Genomic DNA, 24964 nt, shown 5'->3' on the forward strand with positions numbered 1-24964 from the left:
TTTTCTAATTTTTCAGTCTAAATCGAGTTATATAGCTTTATTTTTCTACTTCATTCTTAAAATCTCTGAAAGCTCTATAAATCGCTGATGCCATAAGTGTCTGGCTCCAAGGGTCTTTTAGATAAGATTCTTCTTCTTCATTAGATAAATACCCTAATTCAACCAGAATACTTGTACTAGCAATTTCTCTAAGCACCAAAAAACCAGCCTGTTTGATACCTCTTGATTTTCGGTTGAGCCTATCATTAAATTGTTTATCAATCAATGTGGAAAGACGTAAACTATTTTCAAGATACGTATTTTGATTAATATCAATCAAAATAGAAGCTTGAGGTGAGTTAGGGTCAAAACCTTTATAATTTTTCTTATAACCTGATTCTAAAGCAACCACAGCATTTTCTCTTCTGGCAACCTCTAAGTTCTCTTTACTCACATGAAGTCCCATCACAAATACCTCTAAACCTTTGGCCTCTGCCGATTTTTTATTTTTTTTCACATCCATCGAATTACAGTGAATCGAAATGAAAACATCTGCATCATTTCGATTTGCAATTTCAGCTCTTTTATACAGCTCAACAAAGGTATCTGTAGTTCTGGTATAGATTACATTGACATCAGGTAAATATTTTTTAATAGTTGCACCTAATTCTAAGCTAACTGCTAAGGTTATATCTTTTTCTTTTGTATTTTTGCCCAACGCTCCAGGGTCGTGTCCGCCATGTCCTGCATCAATGACAATGGTACGAATTTTGTATTTCTGTGGACTTGGTGATTGAGATTTAAAAGGTAAAGTAAATGCAAAACAGATTAGCACAATAATTGCTAAGAATAGAAAGTTTTGTCCATTTTTTTTATTTACCAACATTCGATTTAACATTTTTAATTATAGAATATTTGTGGTTCAAACTGTTGCAAATATAAGGGCTTTGAGCCTAATTTTCCTAACCTTTGTATTTTATTTGATAAGTAACTCTGTATCAGCACAAAATGATACCCTGAAAATTAGTGTAGATACCATCCGAAATGTGGCTAACAAAAAGCCCACCAACGATACTTTGCCCAAAACCAAAGCATCTGATTTAAAAACTACTGTCAAATTTACTGCCAAAGATTCTATCAAAATCAATGTCAAAACAAAAAAAGCTGCCCTATACGAAAAAGGGCAAATTGATTATGGAGAAACGCAACTCAAAGCTGCTCGCATATTTCTAGATTTAAGTTCACAAATCGTAAGAGCCAGACCTAAATTTGATAGCATTCAAAAGAAAAAAATGTTGGATAAGCCCTTCTTAAAAGAAGGTGCAGAAAACTTTGGTATGGACTCCGTAGATTATAATTTAGAAACTCAAAAAGGTCTGATTTTCAATATTGTAACTAAACAAGGAGAAGGTTTTATTGCAGGCTCTCGTGTAAAAAAAGACGAAAACAATGAACTTTGTATTGGAGATGGACATTATACCACCTGTGATTTGGCTCATCCACATTTTCGTATTGTAGCAAAAAAAATTAAGGTTACTAAAAAACAAAACGTAATTGTAGGACCTTTTTATTTAGAAATTAGTGATGTTCCTACCCCACTTGGTTTTGCATTTGGGATTTTTCCTAAACCTCAACAAAAAACATCAGGTATTATCATTCCCGAATATGGTGAAGCAAGAGAAAATGGTTTCTTTTTGCGTGGTGGTGGCTATTATTGGGCTATCAGCGATTATGTAGATGCTCGTTTTACAGGCGAAGTTTATTCTTATGGCAACTGGGGAATAGGTAGTACTGTCAATTACAAAAAGCGTTATGGTTATAATGGAGGGCTCAATTTTAGTTATAGAAGCTTATTTGACAAGCCTTTAGATGAGTTTAATAGAGTAAAAAATGGGCAGTTTAGTTTGTCATGGAACCACACTCCAGAGTCCAAAGGCACAGGCAGGTTTTCAGCTTCTGCCAATGTTGCAAGTTCAGGATTCAATAGAACCAGTGTTACAGATATTAACGCCCTCATTAACACTAACTTAAACTCCTCTATTAGTTATTCTAAAACATTCAAAGGCAAGCCTTTTGCTTTGTCTTTGGCTGCAAGACATCAGCAACAACTTACTCGTAATGAAGTAACACTCAATCTACCTGATGTCAATTTTACAATGAACCAAGTTTTTCCATTTAAATCCTTAGTTAAAAACCCTCGTAGTTTTTTTGGAACAATTGGTATCAATTACTCTTTAAATGGTTCAAATACAATTACTAACAGAATTTCAGGAACTAGTTTTTCTTTTCCAACTACAGAGCAAAGACAAGACAGTGTTTATGCTTTCAAGCCTGAAAATTTTTCATTGTTTCTCCAAAATGCTAAAATCAATTTAGCACAAACAAGTACACTCTCTGCTCCTTTTAAGTTACTTAAATATTTTAATGGCTCTTTTTCAACAAATTTTGCTCAAACATTCCATCAAAGAAGGTTTAGCTATGAATGGAATGAAATAAATGATTCTACAGGTTTGGTAAGAGTGGATACCTCTAATCGTTGGGGTACTTCTTTCAGATATAGTTTTAGTACAAGTTTGGGTACAAATATCTATGGTTTCTACAATTTTGCTAATTCTAAAAGTCGTTTACAAGCCATCAGGCATACTATTATTCCAAGTATCAATCTTTCTTATAGTCCTGATTTCTCGCAAGATAAGTTTGGCTTTTATCAAAGAGAGCAAACAGGTTTCAATGTAGATAGACTTGGGGTTCGTACACCCAGATTTGAGAATTTAGCCCGATTTGAAGGTGTGCCAGGTCAAGGACGTTCAGGGACGATTGGTATTAGTCTAAGAAACGTTTTGGAGGCTAAACTTCGCTCCAAAGTTGATTCGGCTGGTGCAAAACCTCAAAAAATCAATTTATTAGATGAGCTTTCATTTGGTACATCCTATAATATGCTTGCCAATAAATCTTTGGGGCAATATGCATGGGCAAATGTAACGATGAATACTCGTATCAGACTATTTGGCAAAATAGATATTGCTTTGAGTAGTTCATTAGACCCTTATTTATATAGAGATACTATTGTTAATAATACTACTAGTAAAGTTAAATCTTTTGATTTAGCATGGGCAAAAGGCAGGCTCGGGCAAATCAGTACAACCAACTTATCATTTTCCACTATTTTCAATCCTGACTTTTTTAAGAAAAAGACAAATCCAGTTACAACAGGCAGTAGAGGTAATACTGATGCTGATATGAATAGACTTTTGAATCCTATGGGTAATAACAATACAGGTTTAACTACCTCTACAGTTCAAAATCCTTTCAATAATGCAAACAATTATGTAGATTTTGATGTAACATGGAGTTTAAATTTGAATTACAACCTTTCTCTTTCAAGGCTTCCTCAAAAAGATATTACACAAACACTTAATTTTTCGGGAGATGTAAGTCTAACAAAAAATTGGAAACTAAATTTTAATAGTAACTATGATTTCAAAGCCAACGCTTTTGGAGCATCTCAATTTAGTTTTATTAGAAATTTACATTGTTGGCAAATGAGCTTTAATTGGCAACCTTTTGGACAATTTCAGTCTTATACATTCAGGCTCAATGCCAATGCTTCTACACTCAAAGACTTAAAAGTAGAAAGACGTAGAACTTGGTATGATAGATAGAATATGAAACCTTTACACTAAAAATTTTTATTTTTAGATAAATTCTTATATTTGCATAAAAACACCTTAAACAATACAAAACTAAGATGATGGTGTTCTCACTTTATTCTCTCCTATATGGTCGGTGATATATTACTAACCCTTTTTTTAGTTGCTCTCAATGGAATTTTTGTGGCTGCTGAATTTGCTATTGTCAAGGTCAGAGCCTCACAAGTAGAAACCAAATATCAATCTGGCAATCGCCTTGCAAAAAACGCTCTTAAGATTATCAACAATTTAGATGCTTATCTTTCTGCAACTCAACTTGGTATTACACTTGCCAGTTTGGGTTTAGGTTGGGTTGGTGAGCCTATTGTTGCTAAAATCATTGGAAATACTTTTGAAGCCTTACAAATTACCATTTCTGAAAAAGCTCTTCATCAAGTTTCTTTGGTTACAGCATTTTCTTTGATAACTGTTCTCCATATTGTTTTTGGTGAATTAGCTCCAAAATCTTTGGCTATTCGTTATCCTGAGCGTACTACTATGCTCTTAGCGATGCCTTTGCAAGCTTTTTATATAGTTTTCAAACCTTTTATATGGGTTTTAAATGGTTTTGCTAATTTCATTTTGAAAGTGATAGGTGTACCTTTGATACATGAACATGATACACATACAGAAGATGAAATTCGTTTACTTTTAGAAGAAAGTAAGAAAAGTGGAAATATCAATACTACTGAACACGAACTTTTAGAAAACGTTTTTAAGTTTGATGATAGGCTCACAGAGCAAATCATGACCCCAAGAACCAAAGTTGTGGGTCTGAGAATTGATACGAGCATTCAACAAGCTTTTGAGCTGATTATGAGTGAAGATTATTCTCGTATCCCTGTGTATGAAGACTCTTTAGATAATATTGTTGGTATTTTACACACAAAAGATATTCTAAAAAATCTAAAAAGTACAGAAGCTACAGTTGCATCTCTAATGCGTAAGCCTTACAGAATCTCTGAAAGAAAATCTATCAATACATTGCTTAGGGAAATGCAAAAAGAACGCATCCAAATGGCTATTGTATTAGACGATTTTGGAGGAACAGCAGGTATCGTAACCATGGAAGATATTTTGGAAGAAATTGTAGGAGACATCCAAGACGAATACGACAACGAAACACCTATTGTACAACAAAAAAGTGAAACAGAGTTTATTGTAAAAGCTTTGGCTAATATAGATGAGGTGAATAAATTTTTGCCAGAACCTATCCCCGAAAGTGAAGATTATGATACAGTTGCAGGTTTTATCAATGAGGTTTTTGGAAAAATCCCTGATGTAAATGCGGAAGTAACTCACGAAATTTATACTTTCAAGATTTTACAAAAAGATAACAATACCATAGAAACTGTATTATTGAAACTTTCTTTGCCAAATAGAGAAGAGAAACCTGCTATCACTTTCGAATAAATGAGTCTAGCTACTATTTCTTTAGAAAATATTGAATTCTTTGCTTATCATGGTTTCTATGAAGAAGAACAAAAAATTGGCAATAAATATAGTGTAGATATTACCATCACTGCCGATTTGAGTATGGCTTCTCAGAACGACAAATTAGCTGATACCATCAATTACGAACATTTATATAAAATTGCAGCCGAGGAGATGAAAAAACCCACTCGGCTGTTAGAGCATATTGCTAAACGTATCATTGACAGCATTTTTCAGCATTTCCCTAAAGTACAAAAAGCAGAAGTAGCTGTTTCTAAATACAACCCTCCTATTGGTGGGGTTTGTACCAAAGCAAAAGTCTGTATCTCAGAAGATAATCCTGCTTTGTTTAAGGTAGATTAATAATATGTGGATTGTTGAATATTACCCAACCATGGAATAAACTAAGGAATAGTGCTACAAAAGGCATAGCTATCAGTAAACCATCAAATCTATCTAAAAAACCTCCATGTCCAGGAATAACTGAGCCTGAGTCTTTGATATCTAAGCTACGTTTGAGCATAGATTCTACCAAATCGCCATAAGTGCCTACAATTACAATAATGGCAGAAATGACATGCCATTTCCAGCCAGCTAAACTTGTGAAGTATATAGACAGCACAAAAGCCACTACCTGCGAAAAGAACATGCCTCCAGCGAAACCTTCCCAGCTTTTTTTAGGCGAAATACGTTCAAAAAGCTTCGTTTTTCCAAATTTTCTACCCACAAAATACGCTCCTGAGTCACTCGCCCACAAACAAAATAAAATGCCTAAAGGAATTTGATATTGATAGGTAATATCTCTTTCTGCATATCCATTTAAAGAGATATCTATCGTAAGCCAACTATTAAACACAAAAAGGGAAAAAGGAAAAACAACATATAATAAACCTAAAATGCTTAAAGCAATGTTTATAAAAGGCTGTTTGTCATTTTTATCATATAATTTTACAATAAATGCTAAAAATATTCCCACAGAAATGAATGCATATAAATATCTTATAAGAAAAATTATTATTTTTTGCATCCAAATGTGAGCATGTTCATAGTATGCCAAAACTTGTGTAAAAAATAAAAAAACAAGTAAAATCCCATTAAAAACCATCATGTATTTCTTCATGGGCTTATATCCTGCTTTTTCAAGCAGCGTATAAAACTCCCACAAGCTAAAAGACATAATAAAGGCGAAGAGCAAAAAGAAACTATATTCACTCCAATAAATGGCATTAATCAGAATGGCTGCACCCAAAACTCCTGCTATTACTCTTTGAGCCAAATTCGACATTTTATCTAATCCAAGCATATTTTTCTCTGTTTAATCTCTGCTACAAATATTTTTATATTGGCAATAACCACAAATTTCTATATCATCTGTTTTTTGGAAGTCTTGTTCAGTATCCAGCATATTTCTGATAATTTGTTGTAACCAAAGCTCTGTTTTATGCAAAAACCACTCTTTATCGTCCAAAGGCAAGCCTTTGGAATTAGTTTCTTTGGCATCTTTGGGTTTTGAAATTTGGAGGGTCATCAAACCATCTTCCAGCCTTCGCATAGAATAAATTCCTGCTTCAATGGGCTGGTTCTTAAACTTTTCCCATTGAGAATTATTTTCTAAATTTTTCAGGAGCAAATATCTATATAACCATAATTGCCTTGCTTTGCTCAAATCTTTACTTTCTGCAATTTTCAAAAACTTCTCCTCATCCATTCTCAAGTCTTCGGGGCTTACACTGCCTGTTTTATAGTCAATAATTCTGAGAACCTGCGAAAACTTATCCACTCTATCCACTATTCCACGCAGTCGGACTTGTAAAGCCTGCTGATTGTCTTGGTATGTAAACTCAGCAGGCAGTATTTTCAACATTTCTTCTTTGTTTTCTAAACTTAGAATTTCAAAGTTCTTTTCTCCTAACACTTCATTCTCAAGTTCATCTATTTGTTCTTGTAAGAAACTTTTGATGTAGTGCATGGCTGCTTCTTGAGCAATCAGGTTATTGCCCACCATCGAATCTTTGGTGAAACTTGCTTTCTCTTGAAACTTTTGTTTTACTCGTCTTTCAACTGTATCTAATTGTTTTTCTAAGATTTTATCTGTAATAACACCCTCTTTGTTAGTTTCACCAAAAATATCCTCCAAAACAGCATGAATTACGATACCAAAAGTATCCGCTCCAACTTCTTCTTCTACTTCATCAGCATCTTTAATACCTGCCAAATAATTGAAATAAAATTGTAGAGAACACTTGATAAACGAATCGAGAGCTGAAGGGGAAATATTATTTTCCAATCGTTCTTTGATAAGATCCAGTATTTCAGGTGTTTTCTTAATTTTTAAATCTTCCTGATTGGTTTGTATAGGTGTTGCAAATTGAGCTGTAAGGCGTTTAATTGTCAGTAGTGGATTGAGTTTTGCCAAATCATTTTCTAACTGCAATACATAACGACTTACCTCATTACTACCTCCACCCGATTGTGTTTTAGACGAACAATACACCAAAGCAACTTTTTCAGCTCTTTGTAAAAGCCTATAAAAATGATAGCTCTGCATAGATTCCTGCTCTTCGTGAGTGGGTAATCCAAAGCTTTTTGCCACATCAAATGGAATAAGCGATTGGCTTTTTTTGCCCTGTGGAAAAGTCCCTTCATTGGCTGCAAGTACAATTACCTGTTCAAAATCTAAGGTTCTGGTTTCCAAAAAACCCATAATTTGTAGCTTGCTATCTCTATTGCTTTCAAAAGGTATGCGTTCTTCTCTAACCAATTGGAATAAAAAATTCCTAAATGTTCTAAAATCCAACGAATATTCTTTACGAGCTAAGAAACCTCTCAATTTTCGGAATAAACGTTTGAATTTTTTTAGATAAAAACGTTCTAAGTCATCTGTATTTTTAGCAAAAGCCTTTTCAAAATACTCCATAAGCTTCTGAATTTTTTTGGCAATGCTACTTACTTTGGTGGTATCCCAATAGGTAAATAACAAACCCAAAGGCTCTTCAAGTTGTTCATATAAAGAAGTTAAAGTGTCTTTTATTTTCTCATTTTCTTCTTTTGCCAACAATCTTTTAGGTAAACGTTTGAGTTCTGAGGAACTCATGTATATTTTATTGTATCTTACAATGTACTGAATAGCTTCTCTAATAAAGCTATGGTTCATATCAAGGCCTAAATCTTTGATTAATAGTTGCTCGTATTTACGAACAAAAGGGTGATTGAGAACCTTAAAAATTTGACTATAATGGTATTTGATGGAGTTTTTTTCTTCATCAACTCCTTCCTGATTTTTCTTAAACCACTTTTCTACTTTTTTACTTTGTTGCATCTCAAAAAGCATCATCACTAAATTGAAGAGTGTTGAACTTTGTAAGTTCAAACCCATTGTGATGTTGTAGCCTTTATAATGCTCTTCTTCATCTATGCTATGAAGTAAGGAAAGCAATAAACTCTCCTCAGGCAATACAATAACAGTTCTTTTCTTTTTATCCCAATTTTTGAGAAGTTGCTCTGCCACATGAGCTTGTAGTGTAAAATTCCCACATTCTATAACACTCACGTTTTTAGGTGTTTCCAACAAGTTTTTATCTTCCCACAACCACAAATTATTTTTATCTTTCCATTGTTTTTGGTATCGTTTCAGAAATTTAGCAGCAGGGTTTTCACCTTTATGCCTCATATAGAAATAATCTGTATCCCAGAGCAATGTAACTTTATCTTTTTCTTTAAGTTGTTCTATAATTCTTTCTTCACTTTTATTGAAAGCATTGAATCCCACAAACACATAATGTTTAACCTCTTGATTATCAATTAGTATACTTTGTGTGTTTTCAGCTAAATGTCTATACATCAAGCCTGTATAAGCTTTATTAAGTTCTTGTAGTCTTTGTTTAAATTTTGCGTAAAGAATGTAGAGTTTATCCCAAAACTCAAAATAATATTTGAGATTTTCTTGACTTTGGGTCTGGCGATATTCTGACAAATTCCAGCTTTTAATACGCTCAATATCAGCCAAATTTCCAAATATTTGTTTGGCATCTGCTAAGTTTTGGTCTATGATACTAAAATCTTTTAGCAATGTAGGTAACCAAGAAAGCAAATTATCAGACTCTTGGCGTTGATTTAAAACTTCTTGAGCTATTTTTTGAAGCAATAAAAGTTGCTCTATAGGGTCTGTTCGTTTAAAACCTACACTTTGTGTAATAAAATCATCAATTGCATATACAGCAGGAGGTGTTTCAATACCAGCTTTGGCAAATTCCTGTTTTAAGGAACGCATACTTCTGCGAGAAGGAACAATGACTCGTATTTTTTCTAATTCTGTGAAGTTCTCTGTAATATGTTGGCGTACTTTTTCTAAGAACGGTATCATGCTAGCCTACCAAAAAGATTTTTTTTAAGAAAAGGCTAAATTAAGAAAAAATGACACAATTTCTATTTTTCTCACTCTTTTTGTCTTGTAAATCAAATTATTTGCCCAAAATATAATTTTTTTCTTTTTAAATTTGTTAATATTTAGTTAATAAATTTAACATTAAAGAAATACAATTTAATGAAAAGTATTTTTATATTAGGATTCTTTATATCTTTTTTATCAAGTTTTGCTCAAGATACCTTGCAAAAAAACAACACTCCTATTTTCAATTATAAAAATGGTTTAGGTTTTTTTATTCCTGATAGTTCATTTTCATTGAATTTAAAGTTTCGTATACAATCTCGTATTTTAATGAATACAAAATCTATAGAGGACTTTTCACCAAGTAGTTGGGAGACAAGAGTCAGAAGAGCTCGTTTAAGCTTTTCAGGGCATGTCTTCAATCCTAAACTTACTTATAATGTTCAACTTTCTTTTTCGAGGGGAGATATGGATTGGTCTGATGCTGATGAGTCATCGCAAAATGTAAGTCCAAATGTATTAAGAGATGCTATGATATTTTATAAACCTTCTAACAGACTACTATTTGGTTTGGGACAAGGTAAACTTTCAGGCAATAGGCAAAGAGTTATTTCTTCAGGAGCTTTACAATTTTATGATAGGTCGCCAGTTAATGCAAATTTCACGTTGGATAGAGATTTTGGTATTTTTGCAACCTATACAATGGGAAAAAAAGATTTTAAAACTATCTTGAAAACAGCTATTTCATCTGGTGAAGGTAGAAACTCCAACTTGAGTAATGCAGGTCTGGCTTATACAGCGAGATTAGAATTGCTCCCTTTTGGAGTGTTTACAGACACTGGAGATTATTTTGAGGGGGATGTGGCTCGTGAAGAACGCCCAAAAATATCTATTGCAGGTGGTTATCATTTCAATGATATGGCTGTACGTACACAAGGACAAATAGGGAGAGATTTATTTGCTCCCAAAAGTTATCATACATATTTATTTGATTTCCTACTCAAGTATAAAGGTTTTGCTCTGTCATCCGAATACATTCGTAGAGATACAGAAGGAACTCCTATTACTATCAATTCTGATGGTGTAATGAGTAATGTTGTTACAGGAGATGGTATCAATACTCAAATTAGCTACTGTTTTGAATCAAGATGGGAAATTGCAACTAGATACTCACTCATAACACCTCATAAAGATATTGCAAGCACTTTCAATCAAATCAATCAGTTTGGGATTGGTACAACTAAATATTTCAAAAAGCACAAAGTAAAAGCTCAGTTCAATATTTTTTATCACCATGAAAGAAATTTAACAACTTTCACAAATACACAGAAGCATTTTTTTGGCGTATTTCAGATGGAAGTAGGTATATAATTTGCATTTCAGACAAAAAATAATTTATTTTAGAAAACTAAATTTCAATTCATTATGCAAAAAATCACAAAAATTTTAGCTTTTGTATTCATTTCTAGTAGCTTTTTTATGAGTTGTGGAGACAAAAAAGACTCTACAGATACAGCTAAACAAGATACTGCTGCTAAAGTAGAAAAGAAAGAAGAACCTAAGCAAGAAGAGAAAAAAGAAGCTAGTAAGCCCTCTGAAGATGATATTAAAGCCTTTTTGTATAGCAAAGAGGGTACTTTTGGCTGGCGTATAGATGCAGGTACTTTAATTCTTTTAGATTTCTTTAAAGATGGCAGATTAAGCGTACAAGGTCCTGATGGTGAAGCTACTATGTGGGAAGGCAAATGGAGCTTGGCAGGCGACCAGCTTACAATGGAATGTAAGGGTTGTGGCGAAATGAAAGCGAAAGAAACAGTTACTGTAAAAATGGATGGAGAGAAACTTGTATTGGGTGATAAAACCTATAGTCGTAACAAGCCTCAATAAAATAAAAAAGGTCTGTAAATTACAGACCTTTTTTATTTATATCTTACTGAAAAATAATTAGTTATTAACTCTATATCTAATCTCTTTAGAATGTTCCAATCATATATTTGTCTAGAAGATTGAAAAATTAAAATTCTGACAAGTTGTTCTTCTGTTAGATTTTTAAGAAAACTCCATTGATAAATCAATTTGTCAATTTTTTCAAATTCATCTATCAATTTGGAATTGTTTTTAACTATGCTCATTACACTATATAAATAAGTTTCAGGATATTCTATTTCCTCTATCTTACCTTTGATAATATAGCTTTCTATATTTTTATGGACTAAAGCTGGATTTATCTTCTCAAATTTGTATAGTTTGTGATAAAAATGATGGTAATAGGCTCCTAAGTAAATAGAAAATCGGGAAGCCACAGTTTCATCCAAACCAAATAACAAAACACCTTTTACTTTTCTATTAAACATCTCTTTATCAGCTTTTAGCATTTCTGGGGTTACAGTTCTAGACCAAAAAGATGATAAATCGACAAATAAAAAATCGTTTTTCCATACAAAAAAAGAAGGGGCTTGAATTATAAATTTTTCATCCTCTATATCTCTTGAATCATTGAGTCTATTCATATAAGAATCCAAAACATAGAGAGCTAACTCGTTTTTCTCATCAATAATTTTTCCTCCTCCTTTAGATAAGTGATATGTTTCTTTTAGCAATTCAAAATGTTCTTGAGTATTTTTAATTTGCTTATACTTTACTTTAAAATGTTGTAATCTGCTTTTTTTATTTAAAATATTATATCTTTTTTCTTGATTTGTTGTTTGAGGCAATTTAACATCTTGTTTTTCCGATTCAAAACAAGATGTTAAGCAAATCACCATTAATATGGCAATATAGGTTTTCATCTAATGTCTTTTTTAAAGACTTGTTTTATTTCATCTTTCCTCAAAGCATTCAAACACATTTCTTTGGTTAGTCCTGCTTTTCGGGCTACAAGTACCCCAAACTGATGATATAAATATCCTTCTTTGTCGTGAGCATCAGCATTGATAGCAATTTTCACCCCTTTTTCAAGAGCTTTATGCACCCAACGCCAATCCAAATCCAAACGCAAAGGATGAGCATTAATCTCAATAGCTACTCCATTTGCAGCACAAGCATCTATCATCTTGGGGATATTGAGAGGATAACCCTCTCTACGCAAAAGCAATCTACCCGTCGGATGCCCAACGATAGTTGTGTAAGGGTTTTCTATGGCTTTTATGATGCGTGCTGTGGCTCTTGCTTCATCCATTTGTAAATTAGCATGGATAGAAGCCACAATAAAATCGAAACTTTTAAGCACATCATTGCTATAATCCAAATCTCCATTACTCAAAATATCAGATTCTATTCCTTTAAATATCTTAAAATCAGGATTCTGTTGATTTAGTTTTTCTATTTCAAGATGTTGGTCAGCTACTCGTTTCTCATCTAAGCCACCTGCATAATACGCTGATTTAGAGTGGTCTGTTATTCCTAAATATTCAAAACCAAAAGCTTTGGCAGCTTTCGCCATTTCCTCTAGACTATGTTTGCCATCACTGTAAGTAGAGTGAGCATGAAGGGTTCCTTTTAAATCTTTGGTTTCAATTAAAACTGGTGTTTGTGCGTATTCAAATTCCCACAAACCTTCACGAAGTTCGGGCTGTAAATAAGGCAAATCAAATTGTTTGTATATATCTTCTTCATTATCAAACACCTTACTTTGAGACACTTGTAATAAAGTTTGATTATTCTTCTTGTATGCTAAGTGTTTTGGATTTGCTGAAAGCAGAAATACAGTATTATAGAATTTTTGAGCATTTGCAATATTTACTTCTATTTTCAAAGTACTTTCTTTAAAAACACCTCTCCAAGTATAAATTCCACATTTTTCTTTATATGTTTCCAAAAAAGGACAAGCTTGCAAATACTCATGTAAAAGTTGTATTTGAGATGTTTGGACAACCACTTCCAATGTATTAATAATCTCTAAAGAGCGTCTGTACTCACCAACCCAAGACATTTTTTGGCATAAAGGGCTTGCTTTTAAGTACTGCTCCAACTCATGAGCATAAGGCAGAACATCTGCATATAAAAGTTTATCAGAATTTAACTTGATGAAAAGTAAACCATTTTTAATAGTCTCCTGAATTTTCTCGCCAAAACCTTTTATTTGAGCTATTTTGTCTGTCTCACATGCCTTAAAAAGCTCCTCAGGGCTTGTAATGTTGGCTTCTTGCCAAAGTGTCCGAACTCTTTTAGCACCAAGTCCTTTTATTTTTAAGATTTTTAGTAAACCCGAAGGTGTTTTTGCCAAAATATCTTCAAGCTCCTGAAATGTATTTTTTTCTATAATTTCGAGAATTTTTTCTGCAATACTTTTTCCTATGCCTTGTAGTTTTTGAATTTGCTCTTTGGGTAGTTTGGCTATCTCGTCTGTTACTTTTTCGAGTTTGAAAACAGCAGCATGATAGGAACGAATTTTAAATTCGTTTTCGTTATGGAGTTCTAAAAGCGTAGCGAAAGAAGACAAACAATCTGTTATATCCTCATTTGTAATATTTAGTTGATTATTCATTGTTTTAAAACCTATAAGGTTTGTATAAGCAGATTTATAAATTGTTTTATTACTATTTTCCGAAACCTTATAGATTTCTTTATTATGCTATCAATTCTTTTACTTTTTGAATCGTTTTTTCAGCACCTGCATAAACCTGAGAAATAGTTGCTTCCATCATGTAGCAAGGGCTTGTTACAATTTTATTGGCTTTATCTACAAAAACATCATCAACACTTACCATCACTGCCAAATTCCCTGTTTGGTTAATGCCTCCACTAATTGCTGCAATATCATAAGGAGATTTATCAATGGTATTACCAATTGTAAGTTGTATACCTGCATTTATGCCTTCTAATGCTTTTGCAATCGTTGTAGGAGCCATACAAACTGCTCCAATAGGTTTCTTAGCATTATAAAAATCCTGAATTATTTTTTTTACACTTGGCAGAATTTCACCAGCAGGTCCTTCAAAAGCCCATTTGGTAAAATTTTTAGCTACTCCAAAACCTCCAGGCATAATAAGAGCATCTAATTCCGTGATATTTACTTGTTCTATATCTATAATTGCCCCTCTGGCTATACGAGCTGCCTCTACAAGAACATTTCTTGCTTCAGGCATTTCTTCGCCTGTCAGGTGGTTTATTACATGATGTTGATTGATATTGGGTGCTATACAAACAGCCTCTATATTCATTTTATCTATTGCCAAAAGTACACTGACTGCCTCGTGTATTTCAGAACCATCATATACACCACAACCAGAAAATAATACACCAAATTTTAATCTCTTTTCCATAATAGTTTAAGATTTATACACGCCAAGATAGCAAAAAGCCTTATGAAAGGCAAAACCTCATTTATATTTTATCTGAGCCTACCAAATACAATATTCCCCTCAAATGCTACATAAGATTGCAATCCATTTATATTAGAATTAACTGCTATTTCCAAGCCTATCTCTTTTGAGAACAGAAAATCTATACTTACTCTTGTTTTTAGACCTATTCCATTTCTAATTCTATAATCTGTCACTTTATATCCATTTCCCCCTAAAAAACCTCCACCAGAATAATACTCGAATAAAGGTGTTTTAAAATGCACCCATGAAGCTCCTAATTCTGTTCCAAAACGAATAGTTGGATGGTTGATAGGGATTTTTTTTATACAACTAACAGATACAAAACTTGAATATTGCCTGACTTTGTTATTTCCATTAAAAAGTGGCTGCCACAGAGGTATGGGTGTATATTTATAAGAAGAATTTTGAATTCCACCACTAATATTTAATCCATTATTTTTACTAAAAAAATAGGCTATATTCATACCACTACCCGAAGCAATTGAAAAGCCTCCATAGAGTATTCTTTTTTTAATAAGTATAGAGTCTTGAGCTTTTGCAGAAATACTCAAGAAACTCAATACAATCAAAATCAATCTTATTTTCATAAAAAAATGGTTTATAATTTATAGCTCTACCATAAATCATAAACCAAATTAAAAACAAAAAATATATTTCACAATCTTAATCCATCAAGAAAGGATAATCTTGTTGCACATAAATATCTGTAAATGCCTCTTTTGCATCTGGATATGGAGAGTTTTCGGCAAACTCTACAGAATCTTCTACTTCTGCCATAAGTCTTGCTTCTATTGCTTCCAAGTCTGCTTCTGTAGCATATTTTTTCTTGAGAATGGTTGCTCTTACCTGCTCAATCGGATCAAGAGCTTTGTATGCTTCCAATTCTTCTTTTGTACGATATTTGGCTGGGTCAGACATTGAGTGTCCACGATAACGGTATGTTCTGAATTCCAACAAAGTAGGTCCATTTCCACTTCTCGCTCTTTCTGCTGCTCTTTCTACTGCCAAATGAACTTCTTCTACATTCATAGCATCTACAGGCTCAGAAGGCATATCATAGCTTTCACCCAATTGGTATAATTCTGTTACATTAGAAGTACGCCCAACAGATGTACCCATTGCATAACCATTGTTTTCAATAACAAAAATTACAGGCAATTGCCACAACATAGCCATATTAAAGGCTTCGTGAAGAGCTCCTTGTCTGGTTGCTCCATCACCCATGTAACAAATACAAAGATTTTTAGTTTTGTTATATTTTTCTGCGAAAGCTAATCCAGCCCCCAAAGGAATTTGTCCACCTACAATTCCGTGTCCACCTACAAAATTAACTGCTTTATCAAAAATATGCATAGAGCCTCCCTTACCTTTTGAGCAACCTGTTGCTTTTGCAAAAAGCTCCGCCATCACAGCTCTTGAAGTTGTGCCTAACGCCAATGGATGTCCGTGGTCTCTATATGCAGTAATCCATTTATCATCTTTGGTAAGAGCAGAAGCAGCACCTACTGCACAAGCCTCTTGCCCTATGTACAAGTGGCAAAAGCCTTTGATTTTCTGTCTTCCATATAATTGTCCAGCCTTTTCTTCAAAACGACGGATTAAAAGCATCTTTTCAAACCAAAAGAGATAAGTTTCTTTAGAAAATTCTCTTTTGTTAGAAGTCTCCTTTTTAGAAGTCTTTTGTGTTGTAGAAGTTTTTGCCTTTGCCATATTTTTTATTGATTACAATTCACTATACTGACATTTATTTTATTTGAGTATAAAAACTGATTCGCAAATATTATATCTTATTACTCTAATCTTATCTTAATTTTACCATTCACCAATTTCTAACTCATGGTAAGTAGTATTGCCTAGTCTGTGTTTTTCTGCCAATATTTCCATCATACCATCTTTTAAACCTAAACCTGGTACAATAATTTCTTTAATTTTAGCCCATTTCATGACAGAAAGATATACATTAGAGGCTGGCGTAATAATATCTGCTCTGTCAGGGTTCAACTCCCATTCATTTATCAGCTCCTCCAAAGAGTATTTACTTAATGTTTCTAAGACTTCTTCTATATCTTTGGTGGTCAAAGATTTACTTTTTCTTTTAGAAAGTTCTAAAATTTTATTAATGTTTCCACCTATTCCTACTGCTGTAAGTTTAGGTACAGCATCTTTGATATTTTTTTCTACCCAGTTTTGCATTTCTTTCCAAACTTTTTCAGGAACAGCTTTTTCAAGCAACCTTACTGAGCCTATCTCAAATGACTTAGAAAACAATGCTTTTTTCTGTGAAAACAAAGTAACTTCTGTGCTTCCTCCACCTACATCAATATGCAAATAATTTCTATCATCCAAAACTCTTAATAAGCCTTTATTCACTACTTCACTTTCTTCATCACCCGAAATGATTTGTAAATCCATTCCAAGTTCCTCTTTTACCTTTTTAGCTATTTCTTCTCCATTTTTTGCTTCTCTCATAGCTGAAGTCGCCATCATCAGATAATCATCAACTTCATGTAAATCTATGAGTAACTTATAAGCATGCAATAACTTTAGTATTTGCTCTTCTTTTTCTGCACTGATTTTTTCTTCGTTAAATACTTCTAATCCTAGTCGTAGTGGAAAACGAACATACTCTATCTTTTTGAAAGAAATACTGTCCTTGTGTTGAAGAACACTACTAATCTGCATTCTTGCAGCGTTGGAGCCAATATCTATAGCAGCAAATTTCATCAAAGCGTTTTTGCAAACATAACCTTACAAACTAAGATTTGCAAATAAATTTATTTTTCAAAAAACTACTATTTTTCTATTTGAGTCAGTCACTACCAGCTTTGTATTCAAAGTTATCAAAACTATCAATCTTGAAATTAAAAATCCAAAGCTTTTTAATTTGTATTTTTTTAATCTTAAAAATCTCTTAACTCCTGCAATTCTTTTCCAAAACCACCTGAAAGTATCGGGAAGCGACACCAAGTTTTTGGATCAAGGTTTTTGTCATCCAAATGAAAACTTGGAGCATAACGTTCTCTTTTCCATTGGTTTCTGCACCAAAGTTTAAAGAATTTTTCTACCCAAGCTTTTAATTGTAATCTGTCTGTTTGTGGGTACTTTTGTTCTAAAAGTAGCAGGCACTCAATTGGAGAACGTTTATCTCGGATAGCATACTCCTCTATATCATCCAAAATATTATATGGCATCAAATCACTTTCATCTGTTTGCATAGAGCTTTTAGGACGCAACTCTGCTGTAGGTTGTTGCTTATTCACATAACTGAGTGCAGAAATCGTGTATTTTTCACCAACTCCTTGGCTTTCAAGCCAACGAAGCCAATAACGCAGATATTCTTTGTCAATACCAGCAATAGGTGAAAGCCCTCCAGAAGTATCTCCATCCATAGTGGCATAACCCACAGCCGCCTCCGAACGATTGGATGTAGAAAGAAGCAAAGCATTTTTAAGATTTGCAAAAAACCAAATGCCTGGAGCTCTCACTCTTGCTTGTATATTTTGTAAAGCAATATCATCTGTTTCCCAACTTAGTTTTCTCCCCATTGCTACCTCAATAATTCTGTGATATTCTTTCACCAAATTATCAATATTTAGGTTATGGAATTCAGCTTTGAGAGCTGTAGCCAATTCTTTTGCTGCTGTAAATGTAACATCTCCACTATTTTCTGTTGCTTGGTATGCTGTTGTAATAAGCCTTTGAGCTACTTCGTCAGCATTTTTTAAGTTTTCTATGCCTTTGATATAGCCAATTTTCTTGATAAATCCTTCCCAACCTAATTCTGCAATGGCAAAATCTATGAGCATTCTACACAAACAAGTAATTGCAGAAGAGTCCGCTCCTCCACTCAAAGAAATCACAAAACCACTGGAATAACTTTTTCGCATATAATCAAAAAGCCCTAACATCATGGCTCTTGCGAATTCTTCTTCTTTAATACACTTGCTATGCTCCCAAACAGCTTCTTGTGGCAAGTTGGGTTGTGGTAAAATTTCAGGAAAATCAAAATCTACTTCTATACAGTTCCCAAAATCGTCAAGAGCTTCAAAATTATGCATTTGTATTTGAGAAAGGCGTGTAAGATTTATATCTATCACTGCCGTTGTAATATCTGCATCTTTAAAAGAAAGTCTTTCGCCAATTGCCAACAAAGTTCCATTGTTAGCAATTAAAGCCCCACCATCATAAATAGCTCTACCTGCTTCGTTTCCAAGCAAATTTGAATATACATAACTCACCCCAAAAGCTCTTGAGCCTTCCAAAACAAAGCGTTTACGAACTTCTATTTTACCAAAAGCAAAATGACTTGCACTCGGATTTAAAATTAAATCTATGCCATAATGATACAAAGCCCGCCCAGGGCGATTAGCCACCCAAGCATCTTCGCAAATTTCAAAACCAACCTTTACACCACCTACATTAAAATATAAATCCCCAACTTTATACTCTTTGTTATCTATCTTGATAGTAGTTGAGCCTTTTTGAGTCCATGCCGTAAACCAACGAGGTTCATAATGAATACCATTACCCGCTAAAAATTTCTTTGCTACAAAGCCCAAAATTTCTCCATTTGCCATTAAGCAAGCACAATTGAACAATTTATTTTGTACCAAAAGAGGCAAACCAACCGAAACTACCATATTACGAGTATAAGGAGCTATCTTTAAGAGATATTCAAGGGCTTTTTCATGGGTATTGTTTGCATAAAAAGCATCTTCACAACCATAACCAGTAATACAAAGTTCTGGAAGACAAAGAATTGAAACTTGCTCTTTTCTTCCTTGTTCTATGGCTTCTATGATGTTTTGGAAATTGCGTTCCCAATCTAAAGGAGTCTGATTTAGCACACCAGCTCCTACTTTAATGAGTTGAAGCATAATTTTTCAATCAATAATATTTTTAGAGAAATCCAAGTTGAATTGTATTGCGTATGTATGTTATCTATTTGTAAAAATAGATAAATAAGTTTCAGAAACAAATGTTTTAATTTTTTGTTATTTAGTTAGATATATCACTTATGAAAAACAGTTTTTTAATTAGTTTTGCTTGGTTAATTTTCCTCTCAGCATGTGGGCAAAACACTCCCAAACAAACACAGGCACAAAAACAGCAAGATCTAATGTCTTGTGGAAAACCTCTTGAAAATCAAACAAATGTTGCAAATATGGAATTCACTATCAAAAAATCGGAAGAAGAATGGAAAAAAAGTCTCACTGAAGAGCAATATAGGGTTTTGAGACTGAAAGGTACAGAAAGGTCTTTTACAGGCAAACTTTACAAAAACAAAGAGAAAGGTATTTATACTTGTGCTGCCTGTGGTAATGAATTATTTAAGTCAGATACTAAATTTGAATCTGGAACAGGTTGGCCTAGTTATTTTGATGTTTTACCTAAATCTGTTGTAACCTCTACAGATGTATCTCATGGTATGGTTCGCACAGAAGTAATGTGTGCCAAATGTGGTGGGCATTTAGGGCATGTATTTGATGATGGACCCAACCCTACTGGTATGCGTTATTGTATCAATTCTGTATCTATGGATTTCAAAAAAGAAGAAGATAATAAGAAAACAGAAGATAAGTAATCTATTATTTTTTAGTAGTTTTGCACCAAAACACTATTAAATTCTTACTACATTGACCATAGAAAGTCTAATCCTTTGGTTAAAGGAAAATTACATAGAAATTTTAGGTTTCATAACCAGTCTTATTTGTGTATGGCTCAATATCAGAGCCAACATTTGGGGCTGGTTTTGGGCTATTATATCATCTGCTATTTCAGCCGTTTTTTTCTATAAACTCCAACTTTTTGGAGATATGAACCTCCAGTTTTTCTTTATTGTAGCTTCCATATATGGTTGGTATGAGTGGAAATTTGGGGAAAAAGATAAAACCACACAAAAACTAACCATTACATTTCTTCCTAATTATTTTATTGTATGGGTAAGCATAGCAAGTGTTGCATGTTTTGGGGTTGTTTTTCTGGTTCTTAAACAGCTGAAAGGAGATTTTTTATTGATGGATGCCATTACAACTACTCTTAGTATTGTAGCCACATGGCTCATGGCTCGTAAATATGTAGAAAACTGGATTCTTTGGATAATCGCTGATGTCTTGTATGTGGGCATGTATTTTCAGAAGGAAGCCTATTTATATACACTTTTATATGCTATTTTTTTAGCAATGGCAACCAAAGGCTTTATAGATTGGCGGAAAAAGAGTTTTTTAGAAGCTAAAGTATTAGCATAGATTTTATTCTTCTAAATCTATCACTCCTCCAGAAACAATAAATTTCATGATATCTGCTCCATCTGCTTGCAATAGAGTTACGAATTTTTTTTCTACAATGTATAAGTTTCCTGAAAAATTATAAGAATGAGGCACATATACAGCTACATTTCCCTCTCCTATACCCAATTCTCCTAAATCTTCTTGTGTCAAGAAACCTAATCTTTTCAGATTAGAGTCTTGAGAAAGTTGTACCAAAACAGGTTTGTCAAATTTTTTCTTCTCTCCTACAAAGGCTGAAGTCAAATCTTTGATAGATGAATAAATGAATCGCACAAATGGCAATTTTTCTAAAATTGTATCAAAAAATTGTAAAATAGGTCTTGTAAGCCATGCTGAGCCCAAATATCCTAAAATAGTTGTGCCTCCTAAAACAATTACCAAACCTAAACCAGGGATAGGTAAATGCGGAAAAAGCGTATCTACCCACGTAAAAATAGAATATAAACTATATATTGTAATGCTTGCTGGAGCTACAAATAGTAAGCCCCTGAAAAAATAGCGTAAAAAATATTTCATGTATGTTTTTTGAGTTCTAAATCTGTTCTTTTTTACGTAGCTTGGTTAATAAATCCATTTTAAGCTTAAATAAATTCTCTTCCAAGCCAACTGGGTAAGTATGAGGGTTTGCAAAACGCTTTACCCCATTATGAAATTTCGATAACTGATTCTGAACTCTATCTCTAATTTCTTCAATATGAGGTGTTTGATAAACCACTTTCCCCTTATCAAAAACAGTAACCAACAAATCCTCAAACTCATAGGAGTTATCAAATGTTTTGCTCCTTGTCATATCCATTGGGTCTATAATGGTATGTAAATCTGTTTTAGGCATTATTTCATCATCATAAATCATATCTCCCAAAAACTCTTGATTGTTATAAAAACGCCTTACTTGCTGAATCCCAGGGTTTGACACTTTAATAGCTTGCTCTGAAAGCTTCATTTTATAACTCCATGTTCCATCTTTTTTACGAATAGCAGCTATTTTATAAACTCCTCCCAATGCAGGCTGGTCGTAGGCTGTTACCAATTTTGTACCAATTCCCCACATAGTTATTTTAGCATCTTGATTTTTCAAACTTTCTACAGTATATTCATCCAAATCATTGCTTGCTACAATGGCTGTATCTTGAAAGCCTGCTTCGTCTAAAATCTTACGAGCCTCAATACTCAAATAAGCCAAGTCTCCAGAATCCAGACGAATACCAGCCATTTTATAGCCTTTTTCTTTCAATTTTTTCCCAACTTGTACTGCATGTTTCACTCCTTGTATGGTATCGTAAGTATCTACCAAAAACACACAGTTATTGGGCATCACTTGGGCATACGTTTCAAATGCTTCTATTTCACTTTCAAAAGACATGACCCAGCTATGAGCATGTGTACCTTTTACAGGAATCCCAAATAGTTTACCAGCCAGAACATTTGATGTAGCATCACAACCTCCAATATAGGATGCTCTGCTGGCAGCTAGTCCACCATCTATGCCTTGGGCTCTACGCAAACCAAACTCCAAAACATTTTCCCCTTTTGCAGCCAAACACATCCGAGAGGCTTTGGTTGCTACCAAACTCTGAAAATTGATGATATTTAAAAGTGGGGTTTCTATCAGTTGGCATTGAATAATTGGCCCTCTTACTCTAATCAAAGGTTCATTTGGAAAAACGACTGTTCCTTCAGGTATTGCCTCCACAGAACAAGTAAATTTTAAATTTGCCAAGTAATCTAAAAAATCTTGTTCAAAAAGCATTTTTCCATCATTCCCTTTCAAAGATCCCAAATATGCAATATCACTTTCATCTAATCTGAAATTTTCTAAATAGTCCATAATATACTCCAAACCACATGCTACCACATAACCACCTTTAAATGGATTTTTACGAAAAAACAAGTTGAATACAGATTCTTGTTCGCCTTTGCCCGATTTCCAATAACCATAAGCCATTGTGAGTTGATAAAGGTCAGTCAATAATGAAAGCGAAGAACTGTAAAGATTTTTCGTGATTTGCATAATGAATGAGTATATTTTATTTCACAATATATCCAAAAACAGCTAAAATGCTGTATTAATTACAAAAAACTTTTTTTATAATAGTTTTTTTTATAGGTTTAAGAGAAGAATTAAAACCAAGTAATTATGGCAAACAAATTATACGAACTTCTTGCAGTGGAGCAAGACCGTAAAAACAAAGCAAATGAGTCTTTAGGGGAAGCCAAGAAAATTTTCACAAAGAATGACCCTTATTTTGATGGAATGATTAAGAAATATGTGGCAATAGAAGAAGATTCTGAACAAATTCCTGATGAAACCAAAGAAATGGTGAAAACAGTAAAGCAACAATTGGAAGAATTGCAAGAGAATGTAGTTGCTGCCTTAGATGCTACCCTTTCCAAAGAAGAAACCAATGCTTCTAACACAGCCAAAGCTGAATTGGTAGTGGGTGATACAAGTTTTGGAACTTTTTCGGCTACTTCATTATTGGCTTTAGAATCGCATTTATCAAAAATTTTAGATTTATACCAAACTATTCCTGTCTTAGATTCTACAAGAAAATGGTCTTTTGATAACCAAAAAAGTGTTTATAAAACAGATGAAGAAGTTAAATTCAGAAGTATCAAACGCCCACAGGTAATTGTAAAATATGAGGCAACAGATAAACATCCTGCTCAAACAGAGTTGTTATATCTTGATTTTCAGGTAGGTAAATATGAAACTACTTATTTTTCAGGAAAATTAACCATTGCTCAAAAGAATGAGATCATCAAACGCCTTGAAAAACTAATGGAGGCTGTAAAAGTTGCAAGAGCCAAAGCCAATAGTGTTGAGGTACAAAATATTAAACTTGGAGATAAAGTATTTAATTTTTTACATAAAGATATTTTATCTTAATATTATATTTATCTTAAAAGCCTCATTATCTAAATTAATGGGGCTTTTTTGTTTTTATGAGATTTTCTATTAGATTTGCTATACAGAGATAGTCTTATTGTTAGTATAAGCATCAAAACAATTTAGTGTATGCAGTATCAGCATACCTAAAAAATAAGTTTTAGTGTTTCGCTCTGCAGTTTTAGCTTAAATATCTTCTACAAATATTGTTTTGTTTCAGCCTGATTGCATGGGTTCGAATCCCATCACCCCTACTTATTATGTAAATATTTGTTTTATAGGGGTGTAGCTCAGTGGCAGAGCTAAGGTATGTCTATGTTATTCGGCAAAACAATGGTTTGTGTGTTAGATGTAAAAAATTTGGGTTTGTAGCTCAGTTGGTTAGAGCATCAGAATGACACTCAGAGGGTCATAGGTTCAACTCCTATCAAATCCAGCCGGGTGTGGGGAAGGTTAGACCCCCACCCACTTTTTTTATTTTTCTTGTATTTCCTATATATTTTTCTCACCTTAGCTTCTGAAGCTAGTTTTAGTATTACATTTAGTTTTATCCCTTTCTGATTTCACCAGATGTCTACGAAACATTTTGGATAGTATCAGCGAGTTAGCTTAAGTGTTTTGCTTCACAGCCTTAGTTTTAATATTTTTTATATGTGATATGTTATTGATAGCCTGACAGCATGGGTTCGAATCCCATCGCCCCTACTTTGTAGCTTTATATTTTATAGGGGTGTAGCTCAGTGGCAGAGCTAAGGTATATGATTTTCAGAACAGTAATATAGACACTTATAAGGAATAACTGATGTTTTGTAGCCCAACAGGTTGAGGCATTGGACTCATGATCCGAGACATGCAGGTTCGACTCCTGTCAAAACGACGGGCGGGGGATTAGGTTAGAACCTCCGCCCATTTTTTATACAAATTCCATAAAAAAAGCCCACAGATGCGGGCTTAAATTTTGAATTTTA

The 24964-nt window shown here is 33.6% G+C and carries 20 protein-coding genes and 2 tRNA genes; 10 read left to right on the top strand and 12 right to left on the bottom strand.

Translation table 11 applies throughout. The features are described from left to right. Positions 1 to 37: 37 nt before the first annotated feature. A complete protein-coding gene (locus AD998_19995) occupies positions 38 to 865 on the bottom strand; it encodes an N-acetylmuramoyl-L-alanine amidase (GenBank protein ID KOY84713.1) in 828 nt (275 codons plus the stop codon). A gap of 31 nt (positions 866 to 896) precedes the next feature. Between AD998_19995 and AD998_20000 the strand changes: the two genes are divergently transcribed. From AD998_20000 to AD998_20010, 3 genes are all read left to right on the top strand, one after another. Further along, on the top strand, positions 897 to 3641 hold the full coding sequence (locus AD998_20000; GenBank protein ID KOY84714.1) for a hypothetical protein: 2745 nt from the start codon (positions 897 to 899) through the stop codon (positions 3639 to 3641). Positions 3642 to 3758: 117 nt separating this feature from the next. After that, positions 3759 to 5081, top strand: coding sequence for a hemolysin (locus AD998_20005; GenBank protein KOY84715.1), 1323 nt, complete (start codon positions 3759 to 3761; stop codon positions 5079 to 5081). Then, positions 5082 to 5465, top strand: a complete 384-nt coding sequence (locus AD998_20010) for a dihydroneopterin aldolase (GenBank protein ID KOY84716.1) — start codon at positions 5082 to 5084, stop codon at positions 5463 to 5465. On the opposite strand, the gene AD998_20015 is transcribed toward AD998_20010, so the two are convergent. Further along, on the bottom strand, positions 5452 to 6405 hold the full coding sequence (locus AD998_20015; GenBank protein ID KOY84717.1) for a hypothetical protein: 954 nt from the start codon (positions 6403 to 6405) through the stop codon (positions 5452 to 5454). The genes AD998_20010 and AD998_20015 overlap by 14 nt on opposite strands. A 12-nt stretch (positions 6406 to 6417) precedes the next feature. Then, a complete protein-coding gene (locus AD998_20020) occupies positions 6418 to 9465 on the bottom strand; it encodes a hypothetical protein (GenBank protein KOY84718.1) in 3048 nt (1015 codons plus the stop codon). Between the two features lie 180 nt (positions 9466 to 9645). Here AD998_20020 and AD998_20025 point away from each other — a divergent pair, with 180 nt between their 5' ends. Then, on the top strand, positions 9646 to 10860 hold the full coding sequence (locus AD998_20025) for a hypothetical protein (protein KOY84719.1): 1215 nt from the start codon (positions 9646 to 9648) through the stop codon (positions 10858 to 10860). A 54-nt stretch (positions 10861 to 10914) separates the two neighbouring features. After that, on the top strand, positions 10915 to 11376 hold the full coding sequence (locus tag AD998_20030) for a hypothetical protein (GenBank protein ID KOY84720.1): 462 nt from the start codon (positions 10915 to 10917) through the stop codon (positions 11374 to 11376). Between the two features lie 32 nt (positions 11377 to 11408). On the opposite strand, the gene AD998_20035 is transcribed toward AD998_20030, so the two are convergent. The 7 genes from AD998_20035 to AD998_20065 form a co-directional block, all read right to left on the bottom strand. Next, the gene (locus tag AD998_20035; protein KOY84721.1) at positions 11409 to 12278 is read right to left on the bottom strand and encodes a hypothetical protein; all 870 of its coding nucleotides are present in this window, start codon (positions 12276 to 12278) and stop codon (positions 11409 to 11411) included. After that, entirely contained in the window at positions 12275 to 13957 is a 1683-nt protein-coding gene (locus AD998_20040) for a DNA polymerase IV (protein KOY84748.1), read from the bottom strand. The genes AD998_20035 and AD998_20040 overlap by 4 nt, the downstream gene beginning before the upstream one ends. Positions 13958 to 14057: 100 nt before the next feature. Then, positions 14058 to 14753: an isoprenylcysteine carboxyl methyltransferase gene (locus AD998_20045; GenBank protein ID KOY84722.1), complete on the bottom strand. Its 696-nt coding sequence runs from the start codon at positions 14751 to 14753 to the stop codon at positions 14058 to 14060. A gap of 68 nt (positions 14754 to 14821) precedes the next feature. Then, entirely contained in the window at positions 14822 to 15403 is a 582-nt protein-coding gene (locus AD998_20050) for a hypothetical protein (protein KOY84723.1), read from the bottom strand. 76 nt (positions 15404 to 15479) lie between these two features. After that, positions 15480 to 16526, bottom strand: a complete 1047-nt coding sequence (locus AD998_20055) for a pyruvate dehydrogenase (protein ID KOY84724.1) — start codon at positions 16524 to 16526, stop codon at positions 15480 to 15482. A gap of 102 nt (positions 16527 to 16628) precedes the next feature. Further along, positions 16629 to 17540 (bottom strand): phosphatase, encoded by a 912-nt coding sequence (locus AD998_20060; protein ID KOY84725.1) that lies wholly within the window; start codon positions 17538 to 17540, stop codon positions 16629 to 16631. Positions 17541 to 17716: 176 nt separating this feature from the next. Beyond that, positions 17717 to 19693, bottom strand: a complete 1977-nt coding sequence (locus AD998_20065; GenBank protein KOY84726.1) for an NAD+ synthetase — start codon at positions 19691 to 19693, stop codon at positions 17717 to 17719. A gap of 287 nt (positions 19694 to 19980) precedes the next feature. On the opposite strand from AD998_20065, the gene AD998_20070 reads away from it, so the two are divergent. Both AD998_20070 and AD998_20075 read left to right on the top strand, forming a co-directional pair. Further along, positions 19981 to 20400: a peptide methionine sulfoxide reductase gene (locus tag AD998_20070; GenBank protein ID KOY84749.1), complete on the top strand. Its 420-nt coding sequence runs from the start codon at positions 19981 to 19983 to the stop codon at positions 20398 to 20400. A gap of 40 nt (positions 20401 to 20440) precedes the next feature. Further along, positions 20441 to 21064, top strand: a complete 624-nt coding sequence (locus tag AD998_20075; GenBank protein ID KOY84727.1) for a hypothetical protein — start codon at positions 20441 to 20443, stop codon at positions 21062 to 21064. Between the two features lie 3 nt (positions 21065 to 21067). On the opposite strand, the gene AD998_20080 is transcribed toward AD998_20075, so the two are convergent. Both AD998_20080 and AD998_20085 read right to left on the bottom strand, forming a co-directional pair. Further along, positions 21068 to 21622 carry a hypothetical protein gene (locus tag AD998_20080; protein ID KOY84728.1) on the bottom strand — a complete coding sequence of 185 codons (555 nt, stop codon included), beginning with the start codon at positions 21620 to 21622 and terminating at the stop codon, positions 21068 to 21070. 16 nt (positions 21623 to 21638) lie between these two features. Continuing rightward, a complete protein-coding gene (locus AD998_20085; protein KOY84729.1) occupies positions 21639 to 23117 on the bottom strand; it encodes a nicotinate phosphoribosyltransferase in 1479 nt (492 codons plus the stop codon). A gap of 126 nt (positions 23118 to 23243) precedes the next feature. On the opposite strand from AD998_20085, the gene AD998_20090 reads away from it, so the two are divergent. The 3 genes from AD998_20090 to AD998_20100 all read left to right on the top strand — a co-directional run bounded on the left by AD998_20090 (position 23244) and on the right by AD998_20100 (position 24873). After that, complete coding sequence (locus tag AD998_20090; protein ID KOY84730.1) at positions 23244 to 23996, top strand: hypothetical protein; 753 nt, start codon at positions 23244 to 23246, stop codon at positions 23994 to 23996. A gap of 362 nt (positions 23997 to 24358) precedes the next feature. Next, positions 24359 to 24432 (top strand) — tRNA-Val (locus AD998_20095). 367 nt (positions 24433 to 24799) lie between these two features. Further along, positions 24800 to 24873 (top strand) — tRNA-Met (locus AD998_20100). Positions 24874 to 24964 lie beyond the last annotated feature (91 nt).

The organism is bacterium 336/3, assembly GCA_001281695.1.
Classification (GTDB): domain Bacteria; phylum Bacteroidota; class Bacteroidia; order Cytophagales; family Thermonemataceae; genus Raineya.